This window comes from Deinococcus hopiensis KR-140 (assembly GCF_900176165.1).
Classification (GTDB): Bacteria; Deinococcota; Deinococci; order Deinococcales; family Deinococcaceae; genus Deinococcus; species Deinococcus hopiensis.
In genome coordinates this window covers 2,443,498-2,455,783 of the sequence record NZ_FWWU01000009.1, presented here as the reverse complement: position 1 = coordinate 2,455,783, position 12,286 = coordinate 2,443,498, and the positions used below count along the sequence as shown (strand labels likewise).

Sequence of the window (12,286 nt, the reverse complement as noted above, 5' to 3'; positions counted from 1 at the left end):
CTACGCTGGGCGCATCATGGAGCCCATGCCCCTTCCTTCCTTCCCCCCGGCGACGCCCCCGTGGGAACCCACGCGCCGCGAGGGGCCACTCGCTGATCTGCTGGACCCCCGCACGTACCGCACCGCGCTGTACGTCGGGCTGTCACTGCCCGTGGGCGGGCTGGTGTTCGCGCTGCTGACCAGCGGGCTGCTGACCGGCGTGGTGACGCTGTTCCTCCTCATTGGGGTGCCGCTGCTGCTGGCCACGCTGTGGCTGGTGCCCGCCCTGGCCGACGTGCAGCGCTGGCTGGCCGGGCTGCTGGGGGTGCGCTTCTCGCGCCGCACGCCGCCCGCGGTGTTCGCGGGCGTGCTGCCCTGGCTGCGCGCCACCCTGGCCGACGGGATGACGTACCGGGCGCTGATGTTTCACCTGTTGCAGTTTCCGCTGGCCGTTCTGTCGTGGCTGGTGCTGGGTACGCTGCTGGCCGCGTCGCTGGCCGCCCTGACGGTGCCGTGGTGGAACGTCACGGTTCCGGTCACCTGGAATGGAGGGCGCGTGGTGTTCGCGGGAACCGCTTTGCTGGGCGTGATGCTCGCGGGGGCGGGCGGCCTGCTCGTCACGGCGGGCGTACTCAACCTGCTGGGGCGGGTGTGGGCGTGGCTGGCCTTCGCGCTGCTGGCCGTGGGCCGCGCCGAGGCCAGCGCGCAGCGCGAGGTGGTGGCCCTGCGCCGCGCGGCGGGACGGGTGGCGCTGGGCGACGATCTGGAGGCCACGCTGGCAGACCTGGCTGGGCAGGCGCGGGCGGCGAGCACCGCGCGGGCGGTGGCGCTCGTGGCCCCGGACGGCACTCGGCACGCCGCGAGCGTGACCTCGGGAGCTTTTCTGGAACACCCGGCCTTGCGCGGCGTCGTCGCCTCGCCGCCGCCGGGCGGGGCGGACGTGGGATACGTGGAGGGCGGATGCCTGCTGGCGACGCTGCCCGTGGTGGCGGGCGGCACGGGTGGCGGCACCCTGCGCGCCCTGTACCTGCCCGGCACCGCACCTGGTCAGGAGGAACTCGCCTTTTTGCTGTCCATCGCAGACCATGCGGGCACCGCCCTGCACGCCGCCGAACTCATCCGCCGTGCCAGCGAGAAGGCGGGCGAGCAGGAACGCGCCCGGCTGGCCCGCGAGCTTCACGACTCGGTGGCCCAGGCGCTGTACGGCATCACGCTGGGGGCCAAGACGGCGCGGGCCACCCTGGAGCGCGACGCGGAGCGCACCCGCGCCAGCCTGGACTACACCATCCGGCTGGCCGAGGGCGGCGTGTCTGAGATGAAGGCGCTGCTGTTCTCGCTGCGCCCCGACGCGCTGGAGGAGGGCGGACTCGTGGCGGCCCTCACGCAGAACGCGCACGCCCTCGAAGCCCGGCACGGCCTGACCGTTCACGCGAGCCTGAAGGTCGAGCCCCCCCTCACGCCTGCCGCCCAGGCCGCCGCGTACCGGGTGGCGCAGGAGGCGCTGCACAACACAGTCAAGCACGCCCGGGCAACGGCGGTCTGGCTGGGCGTGCGGCAGGAGGGGACCCGGGTACTCGTGGAGGTCCGCGACGACGGGCGGGGCTTTGACCCGGCGGCGTTGCGGGGGGGCACCCTGGGCCAGCGCTCCATGCGTGAGCGGGCGCAGGGGGTGGGCGGTACCCTCACGGTGCAGAGTACGCCGGGCAAGGGCACGGTGGTCACCCTGACGCTGCCCGCCGCCGAGCAGACGGCCACGCCGCAGGCGACGGCCCCCGAGCGCGACGAGGTCGGCGCGTGACCGTCGCCCAGCGCACGCCGCCGCGTCCGCTTCTGCCGGTGCTCTCGCGCATCGCGCTGGGGCTGGGGGGGGTGGTGGCGGGGGCCGGGGTGGCCTGGACGGGCGTACACGTGCAGCCCACCCCAGGCCTGAACGCCGTGCAGACCCCCGTGGACCTGCCGTTGGGGGGGGCATCGGCCATGACGGTGTATCTGGAGAGTGACCGCGCGGACCTGTCGGTGGGCGGCCTGCCCTGGCCAGGCAGATCTGCGCTGACCGCCCGGGCGTGGCACCGCGAGCGCAACCGGTTGAAAGTGCAATCGGCGCGGCAGGGCGGGCGACTGACACTGGACCTCAACCTGCCTGTGCAGGCGCCGGACCGGGGGGCCATTCCCCTCAACCGCGCCAGCCTGCAGCACAAGCTGGACGCCCTCCTCGCGCGCTCGGTGCCCCTCACCCTGAACACCGAGACGTACAGCGGCGACGCCGCGCTCGATCTGCACGCCCTGCGGATCTGGGGCCTGAGCACCCGCACCACCCTGGGCAACGTGCGCGCCACCCTGCCCGAGCGCCAGAGCGGTCCGCTCACGCTGGTGACCGTGAGCGGCGACGTGACCCTGCACGCCTCTCCCGCGTGGCGCGCGCCCGCCCTGCGCGTGAACACCGAGAGCGGCGACGTGACGCTGGACCTCGGCGCGGCCCGCTCGGAAGCCGTGAACATCGGCACCCGCAGCGGCGACGTGACGGGCACCCTGCCCCGCGCAGACCACGCCAGCGTGACCACCGGCTCGGGCAACCTGAGCGTCACCGTGCCCGAGGGCGCGTCCGGCACGCTGGACCTGCGTTCGGAGGGCGGCAAGGTGACGCTCAGGTTGCCCCCCGGCCTGGCGGCCCGCCTGCGCTTTACCGAGCGGACCCACCTGCGTGGTTTGCCGCGCACCGCCGTGCGTCAGGGCAACGTCGTCACGCTGAGCCGCGAGGCCGGCGAAAATCCGGACCTGGACCTCTTTCTCGACGCCGACAGCGTGGCCCTGGCGGCGTCCACCTCCTCCGAAACACCCTCCCCCGAAGGAGCCTCCTATGACTGACCCCTCTGTTTCCTTGCCCTTTGCTCCGGTGCGCGTGCTGCTCGTTGACGATCACGCCGTCGTCCGTCAGGGCCTCAAACTCTTTCTGGGCCTGGACCCCGACATCGAGGTGGTGGGCGAGGCCGCCAACGGCGAGGAAGCCCTGACCGAGGCCGTCCGCCTGGGCCCGGACGTGGTGATCATGGACCTGATGATGCCCGTGATGGACGGCATCCAGGCCACCCGTCAGCTGCGCCGCACCCTCCCCGACACCGAGGTGATCGCGCTGACAAGCACGCTGGAGGAGCACAAGGTCAACGGGGCCATTGAGGCCGGGGCCATCTCCTACATGCTCAAGGACGCGTCCTCGGACAGCCTGGCCGACGCCATCCACGCCGCCGCGCGTGGCGAGGTGCGGCTGCACCCGGAAGCCGCCCGCCGCCTGGTGCGCGACTTCCGCTCTGTGGATATGCGCGAGAGCCTGACGCCCAAGGAGGTGATCGTGCTGCAACTGATTGCCCGGGGCTGCTCGAACCGCGATATCGCTCGGGACCAACAGGTCAGCGAGGCGACGGTGAAAACGCACGTCAGCCGCCTGCTGGGTAAGCTGGGGCTGGAAAGCCGCACCCAGGCAGCGCTCTACGCGCTGCGGCACGGGCTGGCGAGCCTGGAAGAGCCCGTATAGGCCACCCGGCAGACGCCCCTGCCCTCCGCTGGGCCCTACCCTCGGGGCAGTGATCCCCCATGCGAACCGAATACCCCTCCACCCCCCACCTGCCCTGGTCCCCGGGTCTGCAAAAGGATGACCGCCAAATCGCCTCCCTGCACGACCTGGTGGGCCGTGAGATCGTCGTCACCGAGAAGCTGGACGGTGAGAACACCACCCTCTACCGGGGCGACCTGCACGCCCGCAGCCCCGATACCCGGCCCCACCCCTCGCGCACCTGGGTCAAGGCCCTGCGCGGGCGGCTCAGGCGCGAACTCCCCGAAGGCTGGCGGCTATGCGGTGAGAACGTGTACGCCGAGCACAGCCTGCATTACGACGATCTCGAAGGCCACTTCGAGCTCTTCAGCGTTTGGAACGAGCGCAACGTGGGCCTGAGTTGGGACGAGGTGCGGACCTGGGCCGAGTATCTGGGATGGCCCACGCCTTATGAACTGTACTGGGGCTCCTGGAACGAGGCGGTCCTGCGCGCCATTCGCGTGGACACCGGCCGGATGGAAGGTTACGTGGTCCGCGGCGCGGGTGAGGTTCCATACGCCGACTTTTCTACCCGCGTCGCCAAGTGGGTGCGCCCGGACCACGTGCAGACGGAGCGGCGCTGGCTGACGCGCCCGGTGGTGCCCCATGGCCTGAAAGGAGAGGAGAGAAGGTGACAGGTTTCGGCACCTTCAGCCCCTCGGGCATGACGGGGCGGACGCTGGCCCTCGTGCGGGCCCTGGAAGCCGGAAGCCGCGTCTCCTTCACCGAGATCCGGGACGTGCTGGCCCCGGCCGTGCATCTGCTCGACCGCCTGGAGGCCACGCCCCAGGACGCCGAGTGGCACGCCGAGGGGAACGTGGCCGTTCACTCCGCCCTCGTGGTGGAGCGGGCGCATGAGCTGGCCGACGAGGCCGGACTGACCGGCGAAACCCGCGCCGCCCTGATCCTCGCCGCCGCCCTGCACGACGTGGGCAAGGCCGTGACCACGCGTAGGGAGGTGGACGAGACGGGCCGGGTGCGCCTGCGTTCGCCCCGGCACGCACGTCGGGGCCGGGACCGGCTGGCCCTGACCCTGCCGGACGCGGGGCTGCCCACCCGCCTTACGCTGGTGGTGCTGGCCCTCGTCGCCACCCATCACCGGCTGGGCCGTACGGTGGACGATCCTTCCGGACGGGCCGTGTGGGGACTGGCGCGGACCGCACCGCTGCCGCTGCTCGTGCTCCTCGCGCGGGCGGACGCACGGGGGCGTGTGGTGGCGGGTGGGGAGGCTGGAGATAGGGAAGAGGCCGCCACCCTTTTGCAGGTGCTGGCCGAGGAACAGGGCCTGTGGTTTACCGCCGGCGCCGCGCTGGTGTTTCCCGATCCCTACGCGGCCTGGGCAGACGAAGTGCCCAGGCTGCTGCCCAGCGCGCCCCCCGAACTGCTGCACTTTGCCCTCGTGGCGGGAAAGCGGGACTTTGAGGCTGGCCTGATCCACACCCCGCACGAGGCCGCCGCGCGGGCCTACCGCGCCGCCTCCGGTTTTCCGCAGTTCACGGTGATGTGCGGTCCGGGTGCCAGCGGCAAGAGCACCTCCGCCACCGACTTCGGGGATGTGGTGGTGTCGCTGGACGCTCTGCGTGCCCAGATTGGCAAGGGTGTCTCGGACCAGAGCGTGAACGGGCAGGTGCTTCAGGCCGCCCGCGAGGAAGCGCGCGTGGGCCTGCGCGCGGGGCGGCGCGTGGTGTGGGACGCCACCAACCTGCGCGTCAGTGGCCGGGCGGGGGTGCTGGGCCTGGGCTTCGACTATGGGGCCCTCACCCGCGTCGTAACCGGCTGGACCCCCTCGGGCGAGTTGCCGGGGCGCAACGCCGCCCGGCTGGATCCGGTGCCGCCCGGCGTGCTCGGCACCCAGCTGGAAACGCTGGAATGGCCGGAGGTGGGGGAGGCCCACGAGCTGCTGTTCATCACGCCGGACGGCGCCCTGCATCCGCCCCTGGAGTTCTGCCCGTGACCTTTCCGGCGCAACTCCCTGAGGCCGCGTCCGCACACCCCTTCCCCCTCGTCTTCGCCACCGTGAGCGGCGCGCACCTGTACGGCTTTCCCAGCCCGGACAGCGACTGGGACCTGCGGGGCGTCCACGTGCTGCCGCTCGCGCGGGTTCTCGGCTTGGACGCGGGCGAGGAGACGCACAGCCTGACGCGCGACGACGGGCAGGTAGAGCTGGACCTCGTGACGCACGACGTGCGCAAGTTCACCGCCCTCCTCCTGAAACGCAACGGCTACGTGCTGGAGCAGCTCCTCTCGCCCCTCGTCGTCCAGACCACGCCCGCCCACGCCGAACTCGTGACCCTCGTGCCCGGCACCCTGACCCGGCACCACGCCCACCATTACCTCGGCTTTACCCGCAACCAGTGGGCCCTGCTGGAAAAGGAGGACAAGCCCAGGGTCAAGCCGTTGCTCTACGCCTTCCGCACCGTTCTCACTGGCCTGCACCTACTGCGGACGGGCGAGGTGGAGCCCAACCTGGAGGTGCTGAACGCGGAAGCCCGCCTGCCCTTCCTGACCGATTTGATCGCCCTCAAGCGGGAGGGCCGCGAGGGCGAGCCGCTGCCCGAGTCGCCCGCCGTCTACCGCGCCGAACACCTGCGGCTGGTGCGCGAGTTGGAGGAAGCGCGCGAAGCCAGCCACCTCCCGAACGCTGTGCCGGAGGGCGTGAGCCGGGTGGTGAGCGACTGGGTGGTGCGGGTTCGGGTCGCAGGCGGCGGAACGGAGAGATGAGGCCCGGGAACCTTTCTGAACTGAACCGCGTACCTGGCTTTCCCCATCCCCCCACCCCGCCTAAAAAGTGACGCGGTGCGAGACACGGGAAGGCGGTTTGCTAGACTGACGCGTTACGGCCCCGGCCTCCCGCCGCTTCCGATCCGTTTTCGATTGTTTTCCCGCTCCAGGAGGACGCATGGCAGAACCCACCCGAGCACGCGCCCGCAGCAAGGTGCCTGCGACGCCCCAGCAGGCTCCCACCGACGCCCCCGAGCTGGGCGGCATCAAAACCCCCGCTCAGCCGCGCACCCGTGCTGCCGCCCGCCCGCCCAAGCCCCTCGCGGCCACTGGGGCAGACGCCGGGGTGACCACGCCCGAAGTGCCCGTCGCGCCCGCCACCGAGGACGCGGCCAAAGTCCCCAAGAGTCCGGCCAGGGCGGCCAAAGCCCCCGCCGCGGACGGTGAGCCGGCGCCCAAGAAGGCCGCGCCCAAGAAGGCGAAGGCTGCGCCCGACGACGGGGACGGGGCCGCCCCCAAAACCGCGCCCAAGAAGGCGGCAGGCAAGGCGGCGGTTCCAGCCAAGGGCCCGGCCAAGGCCACGGGCCCCGCGCCCACCGACAAGCCCTACTACGCGCACCCCAGCATTCAGGAAATGCTGAAGGCGGGGCGCGCGGCGGGGGTGGTCTCCAGCGAGGAGATCGCGGCGGCCCTGTCGGTGGCGCTGGAATCTGCAGGCCTCGACCCCGAGAGCGCTGAGGCGTTCGAGGACATGCAGCTGTACCTCGCCGGGCAGAACATCGAGGTGCAGGACGAGGGCGAGGACGAGGACGACGCGGACCTCGACGAGGAGACCGAGGGCGCGGCCCCCGGCGCAGCGGCGAATGACGACGAGGAGGAGAAGTACTTCGACGACATGCCGCGCGCCGTGTCCAACGATCCCGTGCGCCAATACCTGCACGAGATTGGCCGCGTCCCCCTGCTGACGCTCGAGGAAGAGATCGCGCTCGCCCGGCGCATTGAGGAGGGCGAGGAAGCACGGAAGAACCTCGAAGAAACGTCCGACGACCTCGAAGACCGCGCCCGCCGCCGGCTGATGCGCCAGACCGAAGACGGCGCGGCGGCCCGCCAGGGACTTATCGAGGCCAACTTGCGCCTCGTGGTTTCCATCGCCAAGAAGTACACCGGACGTGGCCTGGGCTTCCTCGACCTGATTCAGGAAGGCAACCAGGGCCTGATCCGCGCGGTGGAGAAGTTCGAGTACCGCCGCCGCTACAAGTTCTCCACGTACGCCACCTGGTGGATTCGTCAGGCGATCAACCGCGCCATCGCGGACCAGGCCCGCACCATCCGCATCCCGGTGCACATGGTGGAAACCATCAACAAGCTGACGCGCACCGCCCGCCAGCTGCAGCAGGAGCTGAGCCGCGAACCCACTTATGAGGAAATCGCGGAAGCGATGGGGCCGGGTTGGGACGCCGCCAAGGTGGAGGAGGTGCAGAAGGTCTCCCAGGAGCCCGTCTCGCTCGAGACGCCCATCGGCGACGAGAAGGACTCGTTCTACGGCGACTTCATCCCCGACGAGAACCTCGACTCGCCTGTGGACAACGCTGCCAAGACGCTGCTCAGCGAGGAGCTGGAAAAGGCGCTCAGCAAGCTCACCGAGCGTGAGGCCCTGGTCCTGAAATTCCGCAAGGGCCTGGTGGATGGGCGCGAGCACACGCTGGAGGAAGTCGGTCAACGCTTCAACGTGACCCGCGAGCGTATTCGCCAGATCGAGAACAAGGCGCTGCGCAAGCTCAAGTACCACGAGAGTCGGACGCGCAAGCTGCGAGACTTTCTGGATTGAGGAGGTTGAGGGGGCCGCTCCCTCACTCCTGGCGTCGCCAGGCCCTCTCCCCACGTGGGGAGAGGGCCTGTTTTTGACTCCTCTTTCGGTGCGGGATTCGTGGGGCTGCGGAGCTGGGCCGGTACAGCTCCGCAGGAGAGGGGGACTGGGACAGCACGAAGGGCCGGGGCAACCTTGCCTCCGCCTTCCCGCCCCCTGCGCTAGGCTGACCTGCATAGACACCGCCCCGCCCTCCCCACCCCCAGCCCGCTTCCGTGGGCTGGACCGCTCGCTGTTGGTCGCGCTCGTGCCGGTGGTGGGCGCAGCGTGGCTGCCGTGGTGGGCGGTGCTGGGCATGGTCCTGGCCCTGCTCGCCTCCCGGCAGGAAGGGGAGAACCCCCTGCTGCGCCTGCCCCTGCTGCTGCTGGGCGGGGGGCAGGGGCTCCTGGTGCAGGTGCCCAACATGAAGGGCGCGGCGGGCGCGCTGCTGTTCACCCAGTTGTTCCTGCAGGTGTTCGGGGGAGCGGTTCTCGTCGCCCTGACGACGGGCGCGCTGGAGGGGCGGAAGATGGTGTGGGGCGTGGCCGGCCTGGCGGCGGCGCTGCTCCTCGGAGTGGTGGTGACCGGCACGGCTGCCCCGTGGGGGCTGGCGCTGGGCTTCCTCGCGCTGGTGCTGACGCTGCTGGGAACGGTGGGGTGGGAGGAGCGGCCCTCCCACCGCCTGCCGGGCAGCCGCCGCGCTGTGGGGGAAGTCGCGGCTCTGGGGCTGCTTGGGGCCACGCTGCTGGGGCTGCTGGCCCTGGCGTGGCCCGCTGCGGGTGTCAAGTCCTCGCCGTCAGCAGCCGTTTCGGCCACCACAGCGGCTCCCCTACGGCCTCCCCAGGCGTCCGTTTCGCCCGTTCGCCTCCCCCGCCCGTTGGCGGAACCCAGAACGCAGGTTGCCCCCACGCCCGCCGGGCGCCCCCCCCTGCCCGGCGGTGACCTGCCACTGCTGGGCGGGCTGCTCCTGATCGCCGCGCTATGGTTCATGCTCGGGCGCGCGCGCCGGACCAAGCCCGAACAGAAGCGCAACTGGTGGGAGGTGGCTGCCCTCGCCGGCCTGCTTGTCGGCGCCCTCCTGACCGCTGCCTTTATCGGGGCCACCCCACCTTCTTCCGGGGCCTCGCTGGGGCCGGGCGGAGAAATTCAAAAGGAGCTGGGAAAGAAAAGTCGGTCGGCGGCTCCGCAGGAGCGCGCCCCCATTCCCCTCTCGCCCGCCACACAGGCGCGGCTGCTGTGGGCGATCCATCTCGCGGCCTTTCTCGTGCTGGCCGCGCTGGCAGGCGCAGTGCTGTGGCTGACCCTGCAGTCCCGCGAGAAGGTGAGAACTGGGGAAGCCACGCCTGAGGAAGCCCTGCCCTCCGGCCCCGACGCTGCCCTTCACCGCGTCCGGGTGGCCTACCGCGAGGCCCTGGCAGCTCTGGGACGGGTAGGTCTGGGCCGGGCCGAGGCCGAGACACCCGCCGAACACGCGGCGCGGGTGACCCACCTACTCCCGGCCCTCGTGGCACCGCTGGGCGTCCTCGTGACCGCCTACACTCCGGTGCGCTACGGGGGCCGCGTGACCGAGGAGGACGCCGACGCGGCCGAGGAAGCCGCCCGGCAGGTGGCCCGGGGGGCCGCCGCCGCACACACCAGACCACCGGAGGGCGATACACCATGACGAGCGAGAGACGAACGGGGCAAGAGGCGGATGTGCAGCGCTACGCTGCCCGCGTGCTGCACAACGTGGCGCGGGTTCTGGTGGGCAAGGAGCAGGTCACGCGCCTCGCGCTGGCGGGCCTGCTGGCAGGTGGACACCTGCTGCTCGAAGACGCGCCCGGAACGGGCAAGACCATGCTGGCGCGGGCGCTGGCCGCGACTCTGGGCCTGGGCTTCCGGCGGGTGCAGTTCACCCCGGATCTGCTCCCCAGCGACGTGACCGGCGTGAGCGTGTACCGCCCGGCCACCGGCGAGTTCGAGTTCGTGCCCGGCCCCATCTTTACGGGGTTGCTGCTCGCCGACGAGATCAACCGCGCCACCCCCAAAACCCAGTCCGCGCTGCTGGAGGCGATGGGCGAGGGGCAGGTTACGGAAGGCGGCGTGACCCACGTGCTGCCGCCCCCCTTCGTGGTGATCGCCACCCAGAACCCGGTGGAGCATGAGGGTACCTACCGCCTGCCTGAAGCCCAGCTCGACCGCTTTGTGCTCAAGCTCTCGGTGGGCTACCCCACGCTGGAGGAAGAGGTGCAGATGCTCGGCCGCCTCCAGGGCGTGCACCCCATCGAGACGCTGGGCACGGTGGCGACGGCGGGCGACCTGCTCGCGGCCCGGCAGGTGGTGCGCGAGGTCCGCGTTTCCGACGACTTGAGACGCTACATGGCCGCCCTCACCGCGCGGACCCGCTCGCACCCGCAGGTGGCACTTGGAGGTGGACCGCGCGCCAGCCTCGCACTCCAGGGGGTGGCGCAGGCCCTCGCCGCACTGTCAGGGCGCTCCTTCGTGATCCCCGACGATGTGAAGGCCGCCGCTCCGGGGGTGCTGGCCCATCGCCTGACCCTGCGCATCGAGGCCCGCCTTGCCGGACTGCGCCCGGAGGAAGTCGTGGCAGACGTGCTGCGGCAGGAACCGGTGCCCGCCGAGGTGTCCGGCGCCTCGCCGCTTCCCACAGGGGCCAGACCCTGAACGTCTCCGCGCTGCTGCTCGTGGTCCTCGCGCTGCTCGCGGTGGTGGGAGCGGCCTTTGCGGTGGCGCGCCGTCCTCCCCTCGTGCGCCTCACCCGCACCTTTCCGGCGCAGGGCTTCGAGGGCACGGCGGTGGCGTACACCGTCCGCATCGAGGTCGCGTCGCGCTGGCCACGCCGTGTCCTGGTGCTGGATGAGGCGCCCCGCAGCGTCGTCCCTGGCGAGCAGGTCACCGTGGGCGGCCTGACGGTGGGCCGCAGCGTGACCGAGCGGACCACCACGCTGCGCCTCAACCGCCGCGGCGAGTATGTCTGGCCGCCCGCTGGGCTGCGCTGGTCCGATCCGCTGGGACTGTTCTGGTATTCCGCGCCGCTGCCCACAGAGGACCGGATGGAGGTCTACCCCGGGACGCACGGCCTGGTGCTGCCGGACCTGCTGCGGCCCCTCCTGAGCGAGGGCACCCTCTCGCGCACGCTGGGCCTGGAAGATCCCATCAGCCTGCGCGGCGCGAGGCCCTACGTGCCGGGTGACCCTCCGGGCCGGGTCCACTGGCGGCTCTCGGCACGGACCGGAGAACTCACCGTGCGCGAACTGGAGCGTACCGCCGCGAGCAGCCTGACGGTCTACCTCGACACGAACGGCAACGACGTGTTTCTGGAAAGTGCCGTGCGCCTCGCCAGCAGCCTGATTCAGGAGGCCCTCGCGCTCGACCTTCCCGCCAGCGTTGCCACGACCTCCGGGGCCACCCCCACGGGCCGTACCCCTGAGGCCCTGCGCGCCGCCCTGCGCCGACTCGCGGGGGTGCAGTCCGACACCGCGCCGCCCCTTATCCCGCCCCCCCGTGCGGGGGGAAACCTGATCGTGCTGACCCAGCGCGCACCGGGAGCCCTGGTGCAGCAGGCCCTCCTCGCCCGCGCCACGGCCAGCCGCGTGGTGATCGTCGCCATTCCCGAGGGCTTTTACCTCGAACCTGGGGAGAAGCCCCGCCGTCAATGGGTGGGGGCTCCCGATACGGTGCGTGACCTGGAGCGCCGCGCCGGAATCCTGGCCGAGGCGGGCGTGCTGGTGTACGTGGTCCGGGGCAACCAGAGTGTGCTGCGGCTGGGGGCGTAGGAGCGCCGTCAACCGTCACCGGTCAGCGTTGAGCGTCGGCTGGACCGGAGGCAGATCCTGTGGGCATCTTTGGACGAAGCCGCTGCGCTGCTCAGGGTGGGGTGGGCATGGCGATTTTGGCGTTCAAGGCTGCTGGCGTGGCTGGCCGAGCCGAGAGGGAACGGTGCAACTGGGTGCCGGGGGCGGCAAGTACAAGGTGGAGTGCGGGCAGGAGTCGCCCTGTGGTTGCCCATAACCCGGGAGGACAAGGCCCGGCAGCTGGAAAAGGTTCCCCGCGCAGGCGTGGAGGTCAGCGAACTGGTGGCCGAGTATCTGCGCCACCAGGTGAACGAATAACGCCCACCCGAAGGGAGCACCCATGCTGACCTGGCCTTTGCC

Annotated in this window: 10 protein-coding genes; all 10 read left to right on the top strand. The window is 71.4% G+C overall.

The window, feature by feature from the left end; translation table 11 throughout:
• Window positions 1-25 precede the first annotated feature (25 nt).
• The 10 genes from B9A95_RS25315 (at window position 26) to B9A95_RS25270 (ending at window position 11,908) form a co-directional block, all read left to right on the top strand.
• Complete coding sequence (locus B9A95_RS25315) at window positions 26-1,777, top strand: sensor histidine kinase (protein ID WP_084050968.1); 1,752 nt, start codon at window positions 26-28, stop codon at window positions 1,775-1,777.
• Window positions 1,774-2,844 (top strand): DUF4097 family beta strand repeat-containing protein, encoded by a 1,071-nt coding sequence (locus B9A95_RS25310; RefSeq protein WP_084049796.1) that lies wholly within the window; start codon window positions 1,774-1,776, stop codon window positions 2,842-2,844. The genes B9A95_RS25315 and B9A95_RS25310 overlap by 4 nt, the downstream gene beginning before the upstream one ends.
• Window positions 2,837-3,508 (top strand): response regulator, encoded by a 672-nt coding sequence (locus tag B9A95_RS25305; protein ID WP_084049795.1) that lies wholly within the window; start codon window positions 2,837-2,839, stop codon window positions 3,506-3,508. Before B9A95_RS25310 ends, B9A95_RS25305 begins: the two co-directional genes overlap by 8 nt.
• Window positions 3,509-3,567: 59 nt before the next feature.
• A complete protein-coding gene (locus B9A95_RS25300) occupies window positions 3,568-4,200 on the top strand; it encodes an RNA ligase family protein (protein ID WP_084049794.1) in 633 nt (210 codons plus the stop codon).
• Window positions 4,197-5,519 (top strand): AAA family ATPase, encoded by a 1,323-nt coding sequence (locus tag B9A95_RS25295; RefSeq protein WP_245808480.1) that lies wholly within the window; start codon window positions 4,197-4,199, stop codon window positions 5,517-5,519. Before B9A95_RS25300 ends, B9A95_RS25295 begins: the two co-directional genes overlap by 4 nt.
• A complete protein-coding gene (locus B9A95_RS25290; RefSeq protein WP_212648379.1) occupies window positions 5,516-6,286 on the top strand; it encodes a nucleotidyltransferase domain-containing protein in 771 nt (256 codons plus the stop codon). Before B9A95_RS25295 ends, B9A95_RS25290 begins: the two co-directional genes overlap by 4 nt.
• A 625-nt stretch (window positions 6,287-6,911) precedes the next feature.
• Window positions 6,912-8,114 (top strand): RNA polymerase sigma factor RpoD, encoded by a 1,203-nt coding sequence (rpoD, locus tag B9A95_RS25285; protein ID WP_425429981.1) that lies wholly within the window; start codon window positions 6,912-6,914, stop codon window positions 8,112-8,114.
• A 274-nt stretch (window positions 8,115-8,388) separates the two neighbouring features.
• Window positions 8,389-9,795 (top strand): DUF4129 domain-containing protein, encoded by a 1,407-nt coding sequence (locus tag B9A95_RS36430; RefSeq protein WP_084049791.1) that lies wholly within the window; start codon window positions 8,389-8,391, stop codon window positions 9,793-9,795.
• On the top strand, window positions 9,792-10,796 hold the full coding sequence (locus B9A95_RS25275; RefSeq protein WP_084049790.1) for an AAA family ATPase: 1,005 nt from the start codon (window positions 9,792-9,794) through the stop codon (window positions 10,794-10,796). The genes B9A95_RS36430 and B9A95_RS25275 overlap by 4 nt, the downstream gene beginning before the upstream one ends.
• 20 nt (window positions 10,797-10,816) lie before the next feature.
• Window positions 10,817-11,908 (top strand): DUF58 domain-containing protein, encoded by a 1,092-nt coding sequence (locus B9A95_RS25270; RefSeq protein WP_245808479.1) that lies wholly within the window; start codon window positions 10,817-10,819, stop codon window positions 11,906-11,908.
• Window positions 11,909-12,286: the final 378 nt, after the last annotated feature.

Bases quoted from the DNA above. Each gene is read 5' to 3' on its own strand.
- B9A95_RS25315 (WP_084050968.1), top strand. From the start codon at position 26: ATGCCCCTTCCTTCCTTCCCCCCGGCGACGCCCCCGTGGGAACCCACG.
- B9A95_RS25305 (WP_084049795.1), top strand. From the start codon at position 2,837: ATGACTGACCCCTCTGTTTCCTTGCCCTTTGCTCCGGTGCGCGTGCTG.
- B9A95_RS25300 (WP_084049794.1), top strand. From the start codon at position 3,568: ATGCGAACCGAATACCCCTCCACCCCCCACCTGCCCTGGTCCCCGGGT.
- B9A95_RS25275 (WP_084049790.1), top strand. From the start codon at position 9,792: ATGACGAGCGAGAGACGAACGGGGCAAGAGGCGGATGTGCAGCGCTAC.